The following is a 21,742-nucleotide window of genomic DNA, read 5'->3' on the forward strand; positions in this document are numbered from 1 at the left end:
GGGACTTCTTCTACATGCGGTGCAGCCAGTATCATGAAGCGCTTTGCTCCTTGTTGTTCCTCAGCCCAAAAACTTAATGGATTCTTTGGTTTTTCTGGCAAATGCAATGGGATCATCGACCGACTCCCAGTGCACGTACATCAAGCGCGGATTCTCGAATAACCAGTGATTGTGGACGGCCGTTACTTTAATCCCGTTTTTGCGGAGATTGCTCAGCAAGCGGTTGACTTGATTCTGGAAGAGAGCGGTTTCGCCTAAACAGAGCGCCTTGCCTGAACTGTTCAGGGATTCGAAGGAGAAAAGTTGATAGCGGACCAAAGGAGAAGTGGTACGTCTTCCTAAAATCGAGGCTCTAATGACCCGATTTCTGGAGACAAAACAAACCGGACCTTTCGTAATTTCGTGCTCGGTTCCACCTAAAATAGCTGAGAATTCGTTACAAAGTTTTTTAAAGCGAGGACTTACTTTAACTTGCGCCATCCGAAATCATCCTCCCATGAAATGATATAATACAGCCTGCCCGTTTAACTGTGTTAGCCCAGGAATTTAATGGATTCTTTTGTTTTTCTGGCGAATGCAACCGGATTGTCAATAGACTCCCAGTGCATATACATTAAGCGAGGCTGCTCTTTCAGCCAGTGGTTATGGACTGCGGTTACTTTAATCCCGCGTTTACGGAGGTTTGACATCAACCGATTCACCTGATTTTGGTGAACGGCCGTTTCACCCAAACAAAGCGCGCGGCCCGACTTATCAAGAGATTCGAAGGAAAACATTTGCATTTGAACCAAAGGGGAACGCGTTCTTTTTCCCAGAATGGTTTCTCTTAAATTCGTCATCCGCGTAACAAAGCAAACCGGACCTGCTTCAATTTCCGATTCGCCTCCCAATATTTTTCCGAATTGGGTACAAAGTCTTTTGAACTGCGGGCTAACCTTTACTTGTTCCGCCATCATAAGTCCTCCTTTAATCAAGTTCTATGTATTCTATGATCAAGGAAGGAAGAGGTATGGACTGATAGCGTAGGGTACTCGCATAAAAAACGAACGACCGATGCTGCATCATGATCAGGCCGGTCCGTTATCTAAACCCGTATCGCGTTTTCTGCCAGAGCAGCATGACAAATGCTTGACGGGGAGAGGCATTTTGTGATAGTTTCATTCATATCAAACGAACAGGGAGGGATAAAGCGATGACGATTTCTGAGATTGTAGATGATCAGGTGAACCTGTCTTCGGGAGCAATGCTGGGCAAGGTTCACCAAATCACAAATCGGATACCGGAGCTTTATCCTTCTATGCATAAATATCGCAGGTGACTTGTTTTTAAAATAGTCGCTTGTTTGTGTATAGCTTGGTTAATGTATCGCAAGAAAGCACCGGTATGCTGGTGCTTTTTTTTTGCGTTGTCTCCGTGTAAAAGGAGATCGTTAACGTTGAAGCACATCACGAAATATGAAAAAATCCGCCAGATCCTATCCATCCTGAAACAACCGGATTATAGATACAAGCAAATAACTGATGCTATTTTCAAGCAGAAAATCGGACATTTTGAAGAAATGAGCAGCTTGCCTAAAGCCGTAAGAAACGAATTAATCAAGGAGATTGGCAGCCCTGTGCTGAGCATTACGCCCAAAATCGTGCAGCAGTCTAAGCAAGTAAGCAAAATTCTTTTTGCTATCCCTGGCGACGAGCATATCGAATCCGTAAAGTTAAGTTATAAAAACGGATGGGAATCCTATTGTATCTCATCCCAGTGCGGCTGCGGGTTTGGCTGTACCTTTTGCGCTACGGGAACGTTGGGGTTGAAGAGAAATCTCACAGCGGATGAAATCACGGACCAGCTTCTTTATTTCCACTTGAACGGCTACCCATTGGACAGCGTGTCCTTTATGGGGATGGGCGAGGCCCTTGCAAATCCGTATGTGTTTGATGCCTTACATGTGCTGACGGATCCTGAGCTTTTTGGCTTGGGGCATCGGAGGATTACGGTGTCTACGATAGGCATACTGCCTGGAGTAAAGAAATTAATGAAGGATTTTCCGCAGATGAATCTAACCTTTTCTCTTCACTCCCCATTTCCGGATCAGAGAAGCGAGCTCATGCCCATCAATCATCATTTTCCGCTAGAAGAAGTGATGAAAGTGCTTGATGAGCATATTCAAACGACGAAACGAAAGGTATACATTGCTTATATCCTTTTGAGGGGAATCAACGACTCGGCCAAACACGCTGAAGCGGTTGCTGATTTACTGCGGGGAAGAGGACCATGGGAACATTTATATCACGTCAATCTCATCCCTTACAATGCCACCACGGCCACCCAGCAAAGTTATAAAGAATCGGATCACAGCGGAATCAGCATGTTCCTTAAAATCTTAAAGACCAAAGGAGTCCATGTTACCGTCAGAACCCAGTTCGGTTCCGATATCAACGCAGCATGCGGTCAGCTGTACGGATCACAGTGAAATTTTGAAATTTTGCTGTCTGAACCATTTTTTCAAGGAGTGAGTCTCATTGAGATACATTAACGCCTCTGCCGTCCTGCCGGAGGAATTGGTTGAAAAATTACAGGAATTTGTACAAGGGGAATACCTCTATATACCGGCTATAAAAAATCAACATCGAAGCTGGGGAGAGTTATCAGGCGCCCGACAAGAGATCAATAAAAGAAACCATGAAATACTGAAAGCATATGTACTGGGGGCATCCGTCGAGGAGCTTTCGGAATCGTTCCATTTATCGACCTACGCGATCAGAAAAATAATTTATCAGAAGTAGAAGTGGGTTCCCCCCTCTAGCAAATCGTGCTGAAGGAAAGCATGATGTGACTTGCAGGGGGGGTTTTACGTTGTTGCTACGAAATGCTACAGCATCATTCGGTATATAGATCAGGAAAATCCAATCTGTTAACGTATAAATGTAGGCAGGGAAGAGGAGGTCAGAGTCATGAATGCCATCGTAAATATTTCGGTAGTGGTTTAAGTGAGCATAAAAGTAAGTTGATCAATCATACGAGTAACAACTGATTATCGCCATTTATGCTTGCTTAAGGCTGATCGTTCCTACGCATATAATTCACGATACGTCTAGAGGATCATCAGGAGGTAGTTAGGTTGTTAAAGATTTCAGTATATGATATGGATGGTAGAGTGACCGGTGAAATGGAACTCGAACAATCCATCTTTGGCATTGTCCCGAACGAATCCGTTTTACATGAAGCGGTGGTCAATTATCTCGCGAATAAGCGCAGCGGGACGCACTCCACATTAACCCGCGGCGAAGTTAGAGGCGGAGGCCGAAAGCCCTATAAACAAAATAAAATCGACCGATCCAGAGCGGGTTCGATTCGTATGCCGCACTGGCGTCATGGAGGGATTGCGTTTGGCCCCAAACCGCGCGACTATGGTTACCGCCTGAATAAAAAGGTCAGGCGTCTGGCGATCAAATCGGCTTTGTCGGCTAAAGTACAAGATAACGAGCTCATTGTCGTCGACCGCATTCATTTAGAGAGTTACAGGACAAAGACCATCGTTGCCATGCTGAATGCTCTGGGTGCCGATCGAAAAGCGCTCATTGTCCTACCTGAAAAAGATCATATGATCTATAAAAGTGCAAATAACATTCCGGGTGTGCAAACCACAGAAGCCGATTCGCTGAATGTATATGACATTCTGAATTGCGATAAGTTCATAATCACTAAAGATGCTGTAAGAATGGTTACGGAGATCTATGTTTAGGAAGGAGTTTAATTTCATACGCGTAACTTGTTTTTTGAGGCTGAAAAAGTGTAATGGTTGTTTTTATTGGTACCGTACACTGTGGAAAAAGCTGTAGTCGACTTGAAAGGGAACTACTCGCCCTTTTATAGGGCGGGTAGTTTTGAAACAGAGAAGATGCTCAGTATTTCTCCAAGTGGTAATAGTTGCGCGGGGATTTGCGGTATTGCCCAGGGCTCATGTCGAACATTTTTTTAAAAGTCCATTGAAAATGGGTGACGTTGTTGAACCCGACCGAATGAGCGATATCCGTAATCCGCTGGTTCGTATACAGGAGCATTTCCTTGGCCCGCCAAATGCGCTTGAAGGTAATGAACTCCACGACGGAAAAGCCTGAATTTTGCTTGAATACGCGGCTCAGATAGGATGAATTCACTCCGATAAAATCGGCGATACGGTCCAGAGTGATTTCTTCAGCATAGTACTGTGCGATGTATTCCATGGCTTTGGATACAACGGGTTTGAAATGCACATGGGACGTGTCCTCCATCTTAGAATATGGGGAATTGTCCTCATAACCTTCTTTGATCTCCAGTAAAATCCATTGCAGGAGTGACTTGATTTTTTGGCTCGAATAACGGTTTTGATGGTCGTAATGCTCTTGCAGCTGACTGAAGCCGAATTCGAGCTTCTTTTTTAAAGGTTCATTGACTCTAAGGCAATGGGAGAACCCCGGCTCGCGTTTTTCGAACAATGACAGCAGATTGACCTCGTCCTGCAGCGGATCGGTTTCGGCAAGCTGCCGGTTGAACATAAGTACTTTGGCTTCAAACGGTTCGTTGTTGATCAGCTGGCTTTTATGGAGCTCCTGATTGCCGATGACGAACAGGTCGCCTGGTTCAAACACATAGGTTTTGTTATCGATATAAAACTGCCCCCGTCCCGATAAGACATAGAACACCTCCAACTGCTCATGCCATTCAAAGGGCATCCGCCACTCTTCCTCGTTTAGATTCGTAAATATTTGAAATTCATCGAATCCCTGAAACGTTTTTAATGAATCGGGCAGACCATCCTTTGGGGAGATATTGTTCTTGTGCTTATCCATCTTCATCCTCCCCCGGTTTTATTGGTTTATATGAGATATGAGCTGCCATAGATTTTACGAAAGGATTCGGTTTTCCGAAGCTCGCCATCTTTCGAAGCGGACTGGACATGTCTCAAATAGTTCTCCTTGAACGTTCTGCCTCCGGAACCTTGACTGACATGCGAATCAGCGGCTTGAAGCTTGGCCTCCCATGTGTCAGTGACATCCACCGTATAATTAGGTTCATCCGACCAGAGGAGGTAGACCTCGCGCGGCTTCCACGGCTCAATGCCTTCTTCCAGATGCTCCGGATAATAACCGTAGCCGTCGGCCAAATAAGCGGCTTCGGCAGCGGCCAGACCGAGGGCGCGATGGTCGGGGTGGAATTCCCATTTTCTCCAGGCGTCCAAAGTGATCACCACATCGGGTTTTTCGTTCCGGATCAGGCGGAAGATGCGTTCCTTCAAGTCCGGCTGTTCGCTTAAGGTTCCGTCATCGAATCCGAGCTGGATCACTTGATTCACGCCCAGAATGCGGGCGGCATCCGCCATTTCCTTTTCGCGGGTCTGGGCTAATTGTTCCGGCTTTACTGACGTATCCTGCGTTCCCCGATTCCCGTTCGTCGCGATGGCGATGGTTACCGAATGGCCTTGTTCGGCCAGTTTGGCCAGCGTGCCGCCGCAGGATACTTCGTCATCGGGATGAGTCGTGATTACAAGTACGTTCCACTTTTCCATATGAAACCCTCCAGTTCATTTAGGTTTTGAATCGTTATCCCTTTAATCCGCCCAGGGTAATTCCCTCGATAAACTGCTTTTGCAGCAGAAAAAAAATAAGGATCATGGGCCATACAGCCAAGAGCATGCCTGCCATCAGTACCGGATAATTTGTCGTGAACTGTCCCTGAAGGGAGGCAAGTCCGACGGCCAGCGTCATTTTGTCCATCGAATCGTTGACCACAAGCGGCCAGAGGAAGTCGTTCCACGACCATAGGGTGGAGATGATCGCCACGGAAATCAGTCCCGGCTTTGCTAACGGGAGCATGATATTCCAGTAAATGCGGAAGGGATTGCACCCATCGATCCTGGCAGATTCCTCGAGTTCCGAAGGAAGCCCAAGAAAAAACTGACGCAGCAGAAAAGTGGAGTACGCGCTGAACATACCGGTTACGGTAATGGCTTTCAGAGAGTTCAGCCACCCCAAATCTTTCATTAATAAGTACTGGGGAATCAGAAAGACTTGGCCGGGCACCATCATGACCGATAAAACCAGCAAAAACAGCAGGGTTCTGCCGGGAAAATGAATTCTGGCAAAGGCATAAGCGGCCAGGGAACTAAATAATAAACCGAAAAGCACCTTGACGAGCGTCGTTACAATCGTATTCCAATAAAACGTCATAAAAGGAAGCAGGTCGGCGACCTTTTGAAAATTGTCCCAATGCGGCTGGCCCGGAAGAATCGTGATCGGGATCCGGGTAACTTCATCAGGAGCTTTTAAGGAAGTAAGAAGTGACCATAATACAGGGACAACCATAAGGAACGACCCGACCATGAGCACGATATGGATGATCATAGGCTGGAATCTTCGTTTCTGTTTTGCGTGCGTGACTGTGGTCATCTTTGCGGCCCCTCCTTAATCATAATGCACCCATCTTTTCTGCAGTTTGAATTGGAGCGCCGTCACGATCAGGATCATGATAAATAATAGAACGGCAATGGAAGATGCATATCCTTTATCATTTTTAATAAAAGCTTGTTGATAGAACAAGTAGACAACCGTATTGACATGATCGATGGCTACTGTGCCGACCATCATATAAATGAGATCGAATACCTGCATGGCTCCGATGAGCGAAGTAACTGATACGAAAAACAAGGTCGGCGTGATCAGAGGGAGCGTGATCCGGAAAAATTGGGACACTCGGCCAGCGCCTTCGATGGAAGCCGCTTCATAAAGCATAGGGGAAATTCCCTTAATCCCCGATATGATAATGACGGCTTGAAGACCAACCGCTCCCCATACAGCTACGCCTACGACGGCGATGAGAACGGTTCGGGAATCCGTCAGCCAGCTAACACCGTGAATCGAAAGCAGCTTCAGGCCGGCGTTCAGCAGCCCGTAATCGCCATTTAATATCCATTTCCAAGACATGGCGATGGCAGCCGGCATCAACACGGACGGCAGGAAAAAAATCGTCCTATACACCGATATGCCGCGCACTTTGCTGCTCAGCAGAACACCCGCCAAGGTGGACAGAATGACAATCGCAGGCACATAGATGATCACGTATTGAAGCGTGTGCAGAAGGGAATGGTATACGGCCGTATCACGGAGCAGCCTGATGTAATTGCTCAGACCTGTCCAATGATAATTGCCAAAATCGCTCCATTCCGTGAAGGATAAATAAATGGTCCGCAGTACCGGCCATATGAACAACGCGCTCATGCCGAACAGAAGGGGAAATACCATGGCGTATCCCCATCCATATTCCCTTCTCTTCAGCTTTGAACGCTTGGCGTTGATAGAGGATGGTTGTTTTGCATTCATCACATGAGTTTCCCTCCGATGCAATGACGTTTATGGATTGGATGCGATGGCTTCGTTCACGGCCTTGGCATACGCTTTGGCGGCTTCCTCAGGAGTGGATTCACCTGTATAAGCACTTTTCAGGTACTCTTCTTCCAAACCGTCGAGTTTGGCATTTTGCGGTCCGCGCGGTAATGCTTTTGCAGCGTTAGCCATATCCAGCAAGTTCTGCAGGTGGAACTGGGGTACCGATTTGAGCCACAATTCCTGTCCGCCATGAAATGCGGGGAGTGCGGTTCCGTCTTCCCCTTGGATATCGGCAGATTCTTTGGAACCCAGGAAATCAAGGAATTCGATGACTTCTTTAGGATGCTTCGTATTGGCTGCACCTACATTAGCCAGCCCATGAATGACGCTTGTTCTCAACTTATCTTTAGGTAGAAGAGCAACATCGACATTGTTCTTGGTATACTCATTGGTGGCAAAATCTTTGACATTCCAAGACCCGTCTATCAGCATGGCTACTTTGCCGGATCTAAACAAATCTTTGGGCGACGTATCCGTCATTTGGGCAAGCGTTGGAGAAACCTTATACTTGTGAATCAGATCGGTCTGAAGCTGGAGGCCGCGAATGCTCTCCGGAGAATCGTACAAGGATTTCTTTCCGTCATCCGTATAGAATCCACCCCCGGCCTCAAGTATTGTATTGTAATATCCTGTTTGTCCCTGGAACTGAGCGGGAAGCCCCCATATGCCATTGGCCGGATCAGTTAATTTCTGCGCGGCCTCGACGGCCTTGTTCCAATCCCATGTTTCATCCGGATAAGGGATGCCTGCTTGATCGAATAAACTTTTGTTGTACCATAAACCGATAGCGTCCATGTCTTTGGGTACCCCGTAATGTTTGCCATCGTATGTATAGATGTCGACAAGGCCCTGAGGATAATTTCCGAAATCGAGGCTTGTGTCTTTCGCGTAGTCGTCCAGATTCAGCAGTTGATTGTTGGATGCATACTTCGGCAAACTTGCTCCGTTAATCCAAAATACATCGGGTAGGTTTCCTCCGGTAGCTGCCGTTTCCAATTTGGTCCAGTATTCATTCCATGGGGTTAACTTGATCTCAACATGGATATCTGGATGCTGTTCCTCGAATTTCGCGATAATTTTCTCCATGGCCGGCTGTTGGACTTGATCCCACAGTCCGTATGTCAGCGTGACATTGCCGGAGGCGGACTCTGATTCGTTGGACGAATCGCTGGCTGAATTGCCGGCTCCGCACCCGGAAAGAAGAAGTGTGAGCATAACCGTAAAAATGAGGATGGATGCATAATTTTTGTTCATATCCGTTTGTCACTCCCCTATGAATTAAGTATAATAAATCCGTGTAAACCACTAGGATTTAATGATATTTAATATCTTAGGATAATCTATCGCGATTTTCAAATGATTCCTTGCGTGAAACATTAGATATTTTTACCTTTTGCTAATTTATTTTTTTGAAGAATATAGCATTGGAAATGGAGGGGAAGCCTCCAGTGCGGCGGTCTTTTTCTATATGCGCATGAACGGTGAAGGATTATAGTTATAACAAAGCCCTATCATATAAAGATCATGCTTGAATAGGAGGAAAGCGCATGGCATCCGGTACGGAGACAGGCACATACGGCTTTCGTTTCACGGCGCCTTCGCACCTGGCGCTGTGCGAATTGTTTGCGGTCGGGCGGGACGAGATCAGGCATCCGTCGTACCGATGGGACGGGGTGGAGCGGAAGGACGGTCCGCTGCTGCTGTTCCAGTATACGCTGGAGGGCGAGGGCATGTTCGAGTCGGGGACGGAGACGTACCCGATCGATCAGGGACGGGCGATTATGGCCGAAATCCCGGGTGATCACCGCTACTATTTTCCGGCGGGCGGGTCGCATTGGTCCTTCGTGTTTATTCTGATGCGCCCATCGCTCATCCTGCCGAATTGGGAGGAAGCAAAGCTGCGGTTGGGAGAGGCTCCCTACTTGCCGCCCACAAGCCGGCCTGTCCGCGCGCTGCTGGAGATTTGGGATCAGGCGGGCCACGGCCGGATTACCGACCCTTACACGGCCTCTTCCTGTGTATACTCTTTCATTTCTGAGCTGTGCCGGTATGCGGTAGCGCCGCATGACGAGCGCCGGAACTGGCCGGAGAAAGTGCGACAGGCCGCCGAGTATATGGATGCGAATTACCGCTCGATGATCAGCCTCGACCAGCTGTCGGAACGGCTCAGGTGGTCCAAATACCATTTGCTGCGCACGTTTGCGGCCGCGGTCGGCCAGACGCCGAGCGAATATTTAAACCGGGTCCGCATTGAACAAGCGATGCGGCTGCTCCGGCAGACGGATATGAGCGTTGAACAGATCGCGGAGCAGGTCGGATATTCCGGCGGCAGTTACCTGATCAAGGTGTTCCGCAAAATGACCGGGCTGACGCCCGGGGGCTTCCGCTCCGAAGAGGGGCAGCTGACGTTCAGCCGGATGTTTTTTGAAGATTATAACGTCGACAGACGTTTTTCTGATTAGTCGGCTATTAAACCGCAATATTTTGCTGTAACAGAAGAAAGATTACTATGGAAACGTTGTTCTTCCCGGACGTAATATAGGAGGCGTAAAAGCAATTTTATGATACGAAATCAATTCGGGAGGAACGTCATGCAGCATCATTCGTTTGCACCAACACCCCCTATGGGATGGAACAGCTGGGATTGTTACGGCGCAACCGTTACGGAAGCGGAAGTTCGGGGCAATGCCGAATATATGGCGCATCATTTAAAGGATTACGGCTGGGAATACATTGTCGTCGATATTCAGTGGTACGAGCCGGGAGCGGTCTCAGACCTGTACAGGCCCTTCGTCCGGCTGGAAACCGACGGTTACTCGCGCCTCATTCCAGCAGTGAACCGCTTTCCGTCTGCGGAGGGAGGCCAGGGCTTCAAGCCGCTGGCGGATTACGTACATAGCCTTGGACTAAAATTCGGCATCCATATCATGCGCGGCATTCCACGGCAGGCCGTACATGATCATACGCCGATCAAGGACACGAACGTTACGGCCCGGGATATCGCCCATACCTGCTCTTTCTGCGGGTGGAACACGGACATGTATGGCGTCGACGCAGGCAAGAAAGGGGCTCAGGAATACTATAATTCCTTGTTTGAGCTGTACGCCGAATGGGGCGTCGATTACGTCAAGGTGGATGACATTGCGGATTCTTGGCTGCACGGAGGGCCGCATTTGGCGGAAATTGAGCTGATCCGCAAGGCGATCGACCATGCCGGCCGGCCGATGGTGCTGAGCCTGTCGCCCGGACCCGCACCTGTGAAGCATGCCGATTTCCTTGAAGCCCATGCCAACATGTGGCGAATGACTGACGATTTCTGGGACCGCTGGCCGCTGCTGCTTGATATGTTCGACCGCTGCGAGACCTGGCAGGGTCGGCCGAAGCCCGGATGCTGGCCGGATTGCGACATGCTCCCGCTGGGACGAATCGGCGTCCGGTGCAGTCATCCCGACCGGATGACGAACTTTACGCGTGACGAGCAGCTGACGATGATGACGCTGTGGACGATCTTCCGCTCGCCCCTCATGTTCGGCGGGGAGATGCGTGACAACGACGAGTGGACGTTATCGCTGCTGACGAACCGGGACGTCCTGGACATGCATCAGCACAGCTTCGGCGCCCGCCAGGTGAGCCGGAGCGAAGGCCGAGTGATATGGGCTGCTGAGGGTCCTCAGGGCGAGCGTTACGCCGCGCTGTTCAATACCGGCGAGGAGACTGCCGAAGTTTCCGTATCGCTGGCTGAGCTAGGCATTTCCGGCTCGGCGCATGCGCGAAATTTGTGGACCGGAGAGGAGCGCAGGGAGCTGGGCGGCACATTGGACTCTGCCGTTCCGCCGCATGGAGCCGCTTTGTTCCGGCTTATAATGGAATAACAACCCTTTTGTTGATGCAGACATAAGAGAGGAAGTCTATCTTTTATAGATAGGCTTCCTTTTTGTTAAGATGATCGAATTCATGAAGCTCTGTACGGCCCTGGCTGGCCGATGTGACGATATATCAATTAGATGTTGGTATAGATCATTGTTTAAATCAGGGGAGTCATTTACAATTTTTTTAAATTTATTGCAAGTCATATAGAGATACAATGATATCACGAGAGATGTATGGAGGTGTTCCGAAAAAACAGATGAGACCTTTGTGATCGGAGAAATGGATGGGGTCAGAGCATTTTCTTGCTTATTATTGAAAGCGTTTTCGAATGATTGGCTGGGAGTGGATCTTGTAGTCCCCCGTCAAATCTACGAATCTTTAGGGAAGGTGACACGATGCGCATACGAGAGTACAGCACGAAAGGCATATCTTTCAGGAAATTCCTCTACATACTTCCGTTCATGCTTTTGCTTGCTGTCTTTGCCTACTATCCGCTATACGGATGGGTCTATGCATTCTTCGACTACTCGCCGCCGATTCCGTTGTCCAAATCTCCGTTTGTCGGCTTACAGTGGTTTCGTTCCTTGATCGAAAATCAGGTCAAGATCGACCAGCTGCTTCAGGTCATCAAGAACACGTTCGGGATGAGCGGATTGGGGTTGCTGTTCTCCTGGCTACCCATGATTTTTGCCATATTCCTAAACGAAATGAAGGCCGTGCGGTTCCGGAAGTTTGTGCAGACAGTAACGACCCTGCCGAATTTTATCAGCTGGGTACTGGTATATTCTTTGGCGTTTTCCATGTTTTCCAGCGAAGGCATCGTCAACGGTTTGTTGAAGCAGCTGGGACTGAGCGATTCTCCGATTTTGTTCCTTCAGAACTCCGATCATGTCTGGATCACCATGTGGTTGTGGACGATCTGGAAAACGTTAGGCTGGTCCGCCATCTTGTACATAGCGGCGATTACGGGAATTGATGATTCCCTTTATGAGGCGGCCCATGTGGACGGGGCAACGAGAATGCAGGTGATATGGAACGTCATCCTGCCGAGCATGCTCCCGACGTATTTTGTTCTGCTGATGCTGCAGATCGCCAGCTTTCTGAATAATGGCTTGGAGCAATATTTCGTATTCCAAAATGCATTCAACAAGGAAAATATACAAGTTCTTGACCTGTATGTTTATAACCTGGCGATGGGGGGCGGCAGCTACTCCGTATCGGTCGCGATCAGTATGCTGAAGAGTTTGATTAGTGTTGTTCTTCTCTTTTCGGTAAACGGATTCTCCAAATTGTTAAGAGGAGAGAGTATCGTATGAGAAAAGCAGTTCAGGTCAGCCCGACCGACAAAATGATCACTGTATTAATCTACGTCCTTTTTTCCCTGTTTGCTTGCGTGTGCGTCTATCCGTTTTACTCCATCATCATTAATACGATAAGCGCAAACGATATCAGTGCCCGGGGGGACGTCGTCTTTTATCCGCGGAACATCCATTTCCAGAACTATTTGGACGTTTTTAAAATACCGGGGCTGGGGAATGCGGCTTTGATCTCCCTGGGCAGAACCGTGATCGGAACTCTGCTGACGGTAGGGGCCTCCGCCTTTTTGGGATTCATGTTCTCCCAAGAGGATATGTGGGGGAGAAGATTCTGGTATCGGTTCACCGTAATCACCATGTTCTTTAACGCCGGCATTATTCCGTGGTATCTCACCATGCGCTCCCTGCATTTGACCAACAATTTTTTGGCATACATTCTGCCGACGATCGTCGCCCCGTTCTTCATCATTCTGGTCAAGACCTTCGTGGAATCGACGCCGAAGGAATTGCAGCAGGCGGCAAGCATCGACGGAGCGGGAACGATGATGATCTTCTTCAGGATCATATTGCCGATAAGCAAGCCCATATTGGCAACGGTCGCGATATTCACTGCAGTGGATCAGTGGAACTCTTTTCAGGATACGCTGCTGCTCGTTACGGATAGTAAATTATACACGCTGCAATTTATTCTCTATAACTATATCAATCAGGCGAGCTCATTATCGACCATGGTTAACCTGCAAAATGCCGGTTCGACGGCTATAGCCAGTCTAGCCACAGAGCAAACCACGACTTCCATTCGCATGACTGTTACCATTATTGTCGTTGCCCCCATATTGCTCATCTACCCGATCTTCCAGAGGTTTTTCGTCAAGGGAATTATGATCGGGGCGGTCAAAGGTTGATTTTCACTTGATATTAAAATGGATTTAGGAGGATGGCCAATGAGTAAAAGCAGGAAAGCAGCAAAAAAATCGGTCATGCTATTGTTCGCTTGCCTCTTCATCGCCTCGGTCGGGCTGGCCGGATGTGGAGGCGCTTCTAATGAGGAGCCGGGTACCGATGCAAAGACTTCCGAGAATAACACAGCCATCGATCACAGCAAGCCGCTGACGATTACGGTGTTCGATAACGCGGCGAATTACCAGGGCGAGCAGACCGGATGGTATGGCAAGCTGCTTAAAGACAAGTTTAATCTGACGCTGAACATACTTGCTCCGCAGGTTGCCGGGGATCAGCTATACAAGACGAGGTCGGCAGCAGGAAATTTGGGGGATCTCCTGATCATCGATAACAGTCAGCTGGAAGAGCTCATCCCGGCCGGTCTCGTTATGGACTTGACGGATAGGGTCAAGAACACCAAGTACTTGTCCCAGTATGTGGATAATCACTTTAAACCTTTTAACGAGGCTTTCGATAAAGTGAATCCGGACGGCAAAATTTACGCGATGCCGACGTTTACAGCCGATACTTCGCCAACGACCTTCTCGGAAGACCAGCCTTATTCAAGCCCTATTTTGCCTTGGGATTACTACAAGGGGGTAGGGGCGCCCAAGCTGAACAATTTGACCGACCTCCTGAATGTACTGAAAAAAATGCAGGAGAAGTATCCCAAGACTCCAGACGGGAAACCGATCGTTCCGATCACCCTGTGGAAGGATTGGGATGGCGGAGGAATGGAGAACGTACGCTGGCTGAGCAACTGGTACGGCTATGAGCAGCCTGACGGAACTTCAACCTTACAGCTGAATGCGAAAGGCGATATCGTTCCGCTCATTGATGATAACAGCATGTACAAAAAGATTTTGCAATTTTATTTTACGGCCAATCAGATGGGGCTGATCGATCCGGATTCCGCGTCGCAGGATTGGAACAAAGTCTCTGAAAAACTGACCAACAAACAGGTGCTCCTCTTATGGTATTCCTGGCAAAGAGGGTTCTACAATTCCATTGAAAGGGGCAAAAACGGCGACGGCTATGTTTCAGTCCCGATCGCGGATTCCCGGATCATTCAGACCAGTGATGCCTATTACGGCAACGGCAGGGTTTTTGCCATCGGTTCAAAGGCCAAAAATCCCGAAAGGATTATGGAATTCCTGGATTGGTCGGTTTCTCCCGAGGGCTTGCGCTACTACACGAACGGCTTTGAAGGGTTCAATTACGAAAAGACGGATGACGGCAAGTTCAAGCTGACCGAAACAGGACAAACCGCTTTCCAGAAGAACACCCCCGTACCGGATCAATATGGAGGCGGCGGATACCAGGACGGACAGAGCAAGATCAACAGCATGATCATGAGCGATTTTGTCAAGGACCCGGACACCGGCGAATTCTATAACAACAATTACTGGAGTTCTACTATAGAAGCGAACAAGACCGCCCTGACCACGGACTGGCAGAACACCTACAACGCCAAGAACGCAACAGACTACTATCAGAAAAATAAGATGATCGACATCGTGCCGAATATCAATACAAGCTTCGGTGTTGACTCATCGGATATTAAAAATAAACGAAGCCAGATTTCGGACTATGTAAAAAATGCATCCTGGAAAATGGTGTTTGCGAAGGATCAGGCGGAGTTTGACCAGCTGTGGGCAAAGATGAAAACGGATGTGGCAGGTCTCGGCTGGAATGACGTACTTGCTGCGGATACGGCAAAAGCGCAAAAAATCGTTCAAATGCGTTCTGAGGCATCGGCCGGCAAATAAGAGCAGGGGCTGTGAAGGCCAGTGAATTCTAACGATGAAGGGAGACGTTACACATGCTTCGAATCGTACAAGTTGAAAACGGGGTGGTGCAGGGACTACCAGCAGCCGACCCCCGAATCACCAGTTTTAAAGGAATCCCATTCGCCGCTCCGCCCGTAGGCGACAATCGGTGGCGTGCCCCGCAGCCGGCCAACGACTGGGAAGGCGTGCTTAAGGCGTACGAATTCGCGCCGATCTCGATGCAGGTAAGGCAGGAGATCGACGAAAACAATATCTATACCCGGGAATGGGCCGTGGAACCGGACATCGCCATGGACGAGGACTGTCTCTACCTGAACGTATGGACACCGGCTAATCGGACCGATGAGAAGCTGCCGGTCTACGTATGGTATTTTGGCGGAGGTCTTCAGGTCGGCCATACGGCTGAAATGGAGTTCGACGGTGAGCGCATCGCCAGAAGAGGGATCGTGGTCGTCACGATCAACTACCGCCTCAATGTGTTCGGATTTTTATGCCATCCGGAAATTACGGCGGAAGCGCCCGAAGCGCCGGCTAACTTCGGCAATCTCGATCAGCAGGCGGCCACCAGATGGGTCAAGCGCAATATTGCGGCTTTCGGCGGCGATCCGGACAACATCACGATCGGCGGTCAGTCCGCCGGCGGCGGCAGCGTGATGACCCAGCTGACTTCGCCTCAGAATGAGGGGCTGTTTCAAAAGGCGATCATTCAAAGCGGAATCTACACGAAGCTGTATCCGGGGACTCGCGTGCCCCCGCTTCGGAGTCATTTGGCTGATGCCGAACAGGATGGCGTGAAATTTTTTGAATACCTTGGCGTATCTTCACTTGCGGAAGCCCGGCAGCTGGATGCCGTCACTCTCCGCGACAAGGCTGTGCAATACAAGGGATTCTGGGGCACCGTCGCAGATCAGGTGTTCAGCGTAGGCAATCCGTTTGAATTGTTCCTTGAGAACAAGCGCTGGAAGGTGCCGGTCATGTTTGGCCACACGTCCTCCGAGTTCTTCAGTACTCCGGATGTCCATACGCCTGAAGACTTCAAGAAGCTGGCCGTGGACATGTTCGGAGACGATGCGGATGCGTTCCTGGAGCTGTGTGGCGCGCCATCGGCCAACGTGGAGGAGAGCCGGCAGAAGGCTGCGGTGAGTGGCATCGAATATGCGATCCGCATCGCCGCACAGGCCAATGCCGAGACCGGCTCCGGTACGCCATTGTACTATTACAATTTTGATGCCGAGATCCCCGGCTGGGATCATCCGGGCACCTTCCACTCGGTAGATCTCTGGTTTTTCTTCGAAACGCTGGCTAAATGCTGGCGGCCCTTTGTCGGCAAGCATTACGATTTGGCCCGCCAGATGTGCAATTACTGGGCGAACTTCATCCGTAACGGTGATCCGAACGGGCTGGATGCAACAGGAGAGGAACTGCCGCGATGGGAGCCTTATACCCCGGAAGCCCCCTATGGAATGCTCTTTGCTGATCAGGCCGAATCTTCCCAAGAGCAGCCGAGCGAGATCATAAAATTTCTGGTGCATCAATATTTCAAGAAGAACAGACCCGTCTTGCAACCAGAGGCTTAGCATGACGTGATATGGATATCAAGCTTGTTTATGCTCCTGGAATTTTCTTGGCGAATAGCCTGTCAACTGTTTGAACTGTCTGCAGAAGTGCTCCACATTTTGATACCCGCATCGGGAGGCGACTTCAGCAATGTTTTGGGTGCTGTGAATTAAATATTCTTTGGCCAACCGGATTCTGCTGTTGATGACGTCTTCCATGCAGGTGACCTTAAAGGTTTTTTTGTAGATGCTCTGCAGGTAGCCTGGGCTGATCCCGAGATATTCGGCCATTTTCGCAATCGTCCAGTAATCGCCCGGATCGTTCTGGATCGCGGTTCGAAGCTTCAACAAGTTATAATACTGAGGCGTAATCGGTTCGTGAAAATAAGATTCCAGCAGCTTGTTGAACAGCGTCCGCAGCAAACAGTCGATGGACGAAGCCCTGTAATCCCGATGAAAGTTGTGTTCGATGGTCAACAGTTCAAACAGCTTGCGGCAGTAGTCCGGATCATCCAGGGAAAAGGGGACTCCGAGCGGCAGCGGCGATTCCGTAATATAGGGTTCGTTGGATTCAAAGCGGATCCAGTCATTGATGAATTGATCGGCGCAGGCCCGATAATATACTTTCTGCTGCGGGCGGTAGAGGATAACGCTGTGTGTAGGATATTCCTTCAGCGCACCATTGACCCAGAATTGCGCGGGGGTCTTGGTGATGACAAGAAGCCAGTGATGACCCACGGGAACATCGATCACAAAGTTGCTTGGGTGCGTCGTGTTATACTCAACAAAATGAATATGGGCCATCCTTATCCCTCCTTGGAATGATGTCTCTACTATACTATAACAAGGAAAATATGAACGAAACCCTATGAGTTCTACCTTAGCATCAGGTAATATGTTCAGTGAACGGATCATGAGATGATCTACCGTATGCAAGCGCCTCGCGGCTGCCGTCAATTCGCCGCGGGGCGCTTGTTTGTGTTAAACCTTGGGCGACTATATTTTTAGGGGGAACATCTTGAGTTTGTGAATTGTAAGCGATTTCTAGAAAGATATAATTTAGTTATCACCGGGTGAGAATGTGTAACAATAGATGAAAAAGGGGAGGGCACAAAGAAATGCGCAAAAAGGTAAAACGTTCACTCATCGTTTTGTGTATCGGCATGATTTCTACGGCACTGCTGCTATCCGGCTGCAGCGGATCAGGAAAAACGAGCGGCGGGGGATCGGCGGCTGAATCAAGCGGGGACGATACGAAACCTATTACCCTGTCTGTGTTTATGGACGCCCCGGGTCAGCAGCCTACGGCCGACAACAAAATTTATAAATTGATTAAAGAAAAAACCGGCGTCAGTCTGAATATGGAATTTTTGGTCGGGGATCTGCAGCAGAAGCTGGGCGTTATGATCGCAGGCGGCGACTACCCGGATCTCATCTCGGGCAATGACAAACTGATCAATGCGGGGGCTTATATTCCGCTGGAAGATTTAATTGAGAAGTATGCGCCCAATTTGAAGAAGCATTATGCGGAAGTATGGAATCAAATGAAGGATCCGAAGGACGGACATATTTATGTACTCCCAAGCTACGGCGTGTATACCGGTTCGGTTCACGATACGACCTATCAGGGACCAGGGTTCTATTTGCAAAAGGATGTTTTGAAAGAAATGGGCTATCCTACGCCGAAAACGCTGGAAGAGTACTTTGATATTATCGCGAAATATAAGGCCAAGCATCCGGATATGATCGGATTTGAAACCTTGAATTTTGACTGGAGGGTATTTCCGCTCCAGAACGCGCCGGAGCATTTATCCGGTCACCCTAATGACGGCGGCGTGATCGTGGACAACAACAAGGCGCAAATTTTTGCGGACAAGGATATCGCGAAAACCTACTATAAGAAGCTGAATGAAGTGAACGCGCAGGGCTTGCTGGATAAAGAAGCCTTCGTGCAGAACTATGACCAGTACCTGGCCAAAATCGCCAGCGGACGAGTGATCGGCATGTTTGATCAGCATTGGAACTTCCAGGATGGTGAGAATTCCCTGATTTCCCAAGGGAAAATTGGAAGCACTTACGTCGGCTTTCCGCTCATGTATCCCGGTGCAAAGGAATACTACCGCGATCGCGGAGGGCTGAATCTCAATCGCGGGTTCGGTATTTCCGTAAAAGCCAAAGATCCGGTTCGGATCATTAAATTTATGGATGCATTGATGACTGAGGATTGGCAGAAGACGCTGCAATGGGGAATCAAGGGAGAAGATTATGAGGTAAAAGAGGACGGCACGTTCTACCGGACTCCGGAGCAGCGGAAAAATGCGGACAACAATACCTGGAAATTAGCGAACAAGGCAGATTCGTTCTTTGGATACATGCCTAAAATGCAGGGATCTTACAGTGATGGCAACGCAACGGATCCCGGAACCCAGCCGCAGGAATTTTACGATAGCTTGAAGCCTTATGATCAAGAGATCTTGAAAGCATACAACCATAAAACCTGGGCGGAATTTTTCAAGGAGCCCGGACCGAACCCGGTATATTTCCCGGCTTATACCATCATTCTGGAGGACGGCTCGGCCGCTCAACTGGCCAGCACCAAATTAAACGACCTGTCGGTAAAATATTTGCCGAAAGCGATTATGGCTTCCCCTTCGGAATTTGATAGTGTATGGCAGGATTATGTGAATCAGATCCACAAGCTGGATATTAAGGCTTACGAAGACCGCATGAATGAACAAATTCAATGGCGGATTGAGAACTGGAGCAGCAAGTAAGAGCTGTAGAAATCCAAACGGGGCGGGGAATTCATTCCCCGCCCCGTATTGGAAATGTCATAAGGGAGGGGAACAACGAGATGTCTGAAATCGTGCTGACCGGGGAGGTCAAGAGCAAGAAGAAGAAGAAGAGAGTGGACCCAGAAATTGGTGTCAGCCTGAGCTGGAAAACCCTGAAAGCCCAAAAACAGCTGATATTCATGTCGGTTCCAATTGCCATTTACTTAATCATCTTTTCATATGTCCCCGTCTGGGGATGGCTGATGGCTTTTCAAAACTATCGTCCGGCCCTGTCCTTCTGGAAACAGGATTGGGTTGGACTGCAGCAGTTCCGTTTTCTGTTTCAGGACGATGCTTTCCTTGGGGTGCTGCGAAATACGATTGCCATGAGTTTCATCAACCTGGTTTTGGGTTTTGTAACGGCGATTGCCTTGGCACTGCTGCTGAACGAGATCAAGGTGCGGTTCTTTAAAAGGACGGTACAAACCATATCCTATCTGCCGCATTTTCTGTCATGGGTCATCGCGGCAGGCATTGTTGCGACTTCCTTATCTGTGGATGACGGCATCGTCAACACCGTACTCATGAAGCTGCATTTGATTGATCAGCCCGTGATGTGGCTGAGTAAAGGACACTATTTTTGGGGAATCGTCGGGCTGTCGAACGTTTGGAAAGAGGTTGGCTGGAATACGATCATCTATTTGGCAGCCATTACCTCGATCGATCCGTCCCTTTACGAAGCAGCTTCCATCGACGGTGCAGGCAGGTTTCATAAAATGAGGTATGTGACGCTCCCTGGGATCAAGTCCACTTTTATCATCCTGCTCATTATGAATATCGGGCATATCCTGGATGCAGGATTTGAGGTTCAGTATTTGCTGGGAAACGGCCTGGTCGTGGACTGGTCGCAAACGATTGATATTTTCGTGCTGAAGTACGGGATATCGATGGGGAATTATTCTCTTGCCACGGCAGCAGGCATATTTAAAACGATCGTGAGCGTCATACTCGTATTCATTGCGAATTCCATCGCAAAGCGTCTTGGCGAAGAACGATTGGTATAGAGGAGGACGGGGAAATGAAAACAGAAGTCAAGAGTCAGTTTCGCCTGGAACCCGTCGTTTTCCATACGCTGAATACGCTGTTTATGCTGATTGTCGTCATTGTCACGCTGTACCCTTTTCTTCATACGATGGCGATTTCATTTAATGACGGAAGCGATTCACTGAAGGGGGGCGTGTACGTTTGGCCGCACACCTGGACCCTGCAAAATTATAAAGCGGTATTCGTATCGGGCACGATCTATCACGCCGCGTTCATTTCTGTGTCCCGTACCGTCATTTCGACCGTGCTCGGCGTATTTCTGACGACGATGCTGGCTTATACATTGGCCCAGCCTCACTATATTTTCCGCAAAAAAATAAGCATGCTGTTTATATTGACGATGTACTTCAACGCAGGCTTGATTCCCAACTATTTTTTGATCAAAGATCTGGGTTTGCGGAACAGCTTCTGGGTCTATATCCTGCCGGGTTTGGTCAGCGCATTTAACCTGATCGTGATCCGAACGTACATCAGGTCGCTCCCAGGGAGCCTGGTAGAATCCGCCAAAATTGACGGAGCCGGTGATTTCCGGATTTTCTGGCGGATCGTATTTCCGCTGTGTACGCCCGTCCTTGCGACCATTGCCTTGTTCATCGCCGTAGGCTCCTGGAATTCCTGGTTCGACACGTTCCTGTACGCTTCTTCTGAACAGAACCTCAGTTCACTCCAGTATGAAATGATGAAGCTGCTTGGATCGACCATGAGCACGAATAACGATCCGTCCATGATGGCAGGGGCTAATACGAACCAAACCCAGGCCATGGTAACGCCGGCGTCCATTCAGGCTGCAATCACGATCGTGACCGCGATGCCGATATTATTCGTTTATCCTTTTTTGCAAAGGTACTTTGTGGTAGGCTTGAACTTGGGAAGTGTCAAAGAATAAAAATTTTTCGGGTGCTCGTTTCAGACGAGAACAGTACCGTTCCGGCAGCCTGTCGGAACGGTTTCTCCTATTCCATGGGTGTATAA

General features: G+C 49.0%; 20 protein-coding genes. 12 read left to right on the forward strand and 8 right to left on the reverse strand.

Translation table 11 applies throughout. The features are described from left to right. Positions 1 to 60: 60 nt before the first annotated feature. Positions 61 to 480 carry a DUF1259 domain-containing protein gene (locus GCU45_RS25605; protein ID WP_152401484.1) on the reverse strand — a complete coding sequence of 140 codons (420 nt, stop codon included), beginning with the start codon at positions 478 to 480 and terminating at the stop codon, positions 61 to 63. 53 nt (positions 481 to 533) lie between these two features. Next, positions 534 to 953, reverse strand: coding sequence for a DUF1259 domain-containing protein (locus GCU45_RS25610; protein WP_076169217.1), 420 nt, complete (start codon positions 951 to 953; stop codon positions 534 to 536). Positions 954 to 1,435: 482 nt separating this feature from the next. Between GCU45_RS25610 and GCU45_RS25615 the strand changes: the two genes are divergently transcribed. The 3 genes from GCU45_RS25615 to rplD all read left to right on the forward strand — a co-directional run bounded on the left by GCU45_RS25615 (position 1,436) and on the right by rplD (position 3,739). Then, on the forward strand, positions 1,436 to 2,467 hold the full coding sequence (locus GCU45_RS25615) for a Cfr family 23S rRNA (adenine(2503)-C(8))-methyltransferase (protein ID WP_152401486.1): 1,032 nt from the start codon (positions 1,436 to 1,438) through the stop codon (positions 2,465 to 2,467). Positions 2,468 to 2,516: 49 nt separating this feature from the next. Further along, positions 2,517 to 2,780 (forward strand): CD3324 family protein, encoded by a 264-nt coding sequence (locus GCU45_RS25620; RefSeq protein ID WP_116232485.1) that lies wholly within the window; start codon positions 2,517 to 2,519, stop codon positions 2,778 to 2,780. Positions 2,781 to 3,115: 335 nt separating this feature from the next. After that, positions 3,116 to 3,739 carry a 50S ribosomal protein L4 gene (rplD, locus tag GCU45_RS25625; protein WP_152401488.1) on the forward strand — a complete coding sequence of 208 codons (624 nt, stop codon included), beginning with the start codon at positions 3,116 to 3,118 and terminating at the stop codon, positions 3,737 to 3,739. A 160-nt stretch (positions 3,740 to 3,899) separates the two neighbouring features. Here rplD and GCU45_RS25630 read toward each other — a convergent pair whose 3' ends face one another. From GCU45_RS25630 to GCU45_RS25650, 5 genes are read right to left on the reverse strand one after another with little or no spacing between them, the layout of a single operon-like run. After that, positions 3,900 to 4,826 carry an AraC family transcriptional regulator gene (locus GCU45_RS25630; protein ID WP_167527225.1) on the reverse strand — a complete coding sequence of 309 codons (927 nt, stop codon included), beginning with the start codon at positions 4,824 to 4,826 and terminating at the stop codon, positions 3,900 to 3,902. Between the two features lie 26 nt (positions 4,827 to 4,852). After that, positions 4,853 to 5,542 carry a PIG-L deacetylase family protein gene (locus tag GCU45_RS25635; protein WP_152401491.1) on the reverse strand — a complete coding sequence of 230 codons (690 nt, stop codon included), beginning with the start codon at positions 5,540 to 5,542 and terminating at the stop codon, positions 4,853 to 4,855. A gap of 34 nt (positions 5,543 to 5,576) precedes the next feature. Then, positions 5,577 to 6,422, reverse strand: a complete 846-nt coding sequence (locus GCU45_RS25640) for a carbohydrate ABC transporter permease (RefSeq protein WP_152401493.1) — start codon at positions 6,420 to 6,422, stop codon at positions 5,577 to 5,579. 15 nt (positions 6,423 to 6,437) lie between these two features. Further along, entirely contained in the window at positions 6,438 to 7,352 is a 915-nt protein-coding gene (locus tag GCU45_RS25645; RefSeq protein ID WP_152401495.1) for a carbohydrate ABC transporter permease, read from the reverse strand. A 30-nt stretch (positions 7,353 to 7,382) separates the two neighbouring features. Further along, positions 7,383 to 8,504, reverse strand: coding sequence for an ABC transporter substrate-binding protein (locus tag GCU45_RS25650; protein ID WP_244364259.1), 1,122 nt, complete (start codon positions 8,502 to 8,504; stop codon positions 7,383 to 7,385). Between the two features lie 461 nt (positions 8,505 to 8,965). On the opposite strand from GCU45_RS25650, the gene GCU45_RS25655 reads away from it, so the two are divergent. The 6 genes from GCU45_RS25655 (at position 8,966) to GCU45_RS25680 (ending at position 16,913) form a co-directional block, all read left to right on the forward strand. Continuing rightward, complete coding sequence (locus GCU45_RS25655; RefSeq protein WP_152401497.1) at positions 8,966 to 9,880, forward strand: AraC family transcriptional regulator; 915 nt, start codon at positions 8,966 to 8,968, stop codon at positions 9,878 to 9,880. Positions 9,881 to 10,009: 129 nt separating this feature from the next. Further along, the gene (locus GCU45_RS25660) at positions 10,010 to 11,290 is read left to right on the forward strand and encodes a glycoside hydrolase family 27 protein (protein ID WP_152401498.1); all 1,281 of its coding nucleotides are present in this window, start codon (positions 10,010 to 10,012) and stop codon (positions 11,288 to 11,290) included. Between the two features lie 393 nt (positions 11,291 to 11,683). Continuing rightward, the gene (locus GCU45_RS25665) at positions 11,684 to 12,604 is read left to right on the forward strand and encodes an ABC transporter permease subunit (RefSeq protein WP_152401500.1); all 921 of its coding nucleotides are present in this window, start codon (positions 11,684 to 11,686) and stop codon (positions 12,602 to 12,604) included. Then, positions 12,601 to 13,509 carry a carbohydrate ABC transporter permease gene (locus tag GCU45_RS25670; RefSeq protein ID WP_105443991.1) on the forward strand — a complete coding sequence of 303 codons (909 nt, stop codon included), beginning with the start codon at positions 12,601 to 12,603 and terminating at the stop codon, positions 13,507 to 13,509. The genes GCU45_RS25665 and GCU45_RS25670 overlap by 4 nt, the downstream gene beginning before the upstream one ends. Before the next feature lie 39 nt (positions 13,510 to 13,548). Next, positions 13,549 to 15,315: a type 2 periplasmic-binding domain-containing protein gene (locus GCU45_RS25675; protein ID WP_152401502.1), complete on the forward strand. Its 1,767-nt coding sequence runs from the start codon at positions 13,549 to 13,551 to the stop codon at positions 15,313 to 15,315. 53 nt (positions 15,316 to 15,368) lie between these two features. Next, positions 15,369 to 16,913 carry a carboxylesterase/lipase family protein gene (locus tag GCU45_RS25680; protein ID WP_152401504.1) on the forward strand — a complete coding sequence of 515 codons (1,545 nt, stop codon included), beginning with the start codon at positions 15,369 to 15,371 and terminating at the stop codon, positions 16,911 to 16,913. Positions 16,914 to 16,931: 18 nt separating this feature from the next. Here the strand turns inward: GCU45_RS25680 and GCU45_RS25685 are convergent, their stop codons facing one another. Next, positions 16,932 to 17,696, reverse strand: a complete 765-nt coding sequence (locus GCU45_RS25685; RefSeq protein WP_152401506.1) for a helix-turn-helix transcriptional regulator — start codon at positions 17,694 to 17,696, stop codon at positions 16,932 to 16,934. 314 nt (positions 17,697 to 18,010) lie between these two features. Between GCU45_RS25685 and GCU45_RS25690 the strand changes: the two genes are divergently transcribed. The 3 genes from GCU45_RS25690 (at position 18,011) to GCU45_RS25700 (ending at position 21,656) form a co-directional block, all read left to right on the forward strand. After that, on the forward strand, positions 18,011 to 19,666 hold the full coding sequence (locus GCU45_RS25690; protein ID WP_152401508.1) for an ABC transporter substrate-binding protein: 1,656 nt from the start codon (positions 18,011 to 18,013) through the stop codon (positions 19,664 to 19,666). Between the two features lie 80 nt (positions 19,667 to 19,746). Next, positions 19,747 to 20,730, forward strand: a complete 984-nt coding sequence (locus tag GCU45_RS25695; protein WP_076169205.1) for an ABC transporter permease — start codon at positions 19,747 to 19,749, stop codon at positions 20,728 to 20,730. Between the two features lie 14 nt (positions 20,731 to 20,744). Then, complete coding sequence (locus GCU45_RS25700; RefSeq protein WP_076169204.1) at positions 20,745 to 21,656, forward strand: carbohydrate ABC transporter permease; 912 nt, start codon at positions 20,745 to 20,747, stop codon at positions 21,654 to 21,656. The last annotated feature ends 86 nt before the right edge of the window (positions 21,657 to 21,742 follow it).

Origin of the sequence: Paenibacillus cellulositrophicus (genome assembly GCF_009363095.1) — a bacterium.
GTDB lineage: Bacteria > Bacillota > Bacilli > Paenibacillales > Paenibacillaceae > Paenibacillus_AQ > Paenibacillus_AQ favisporus.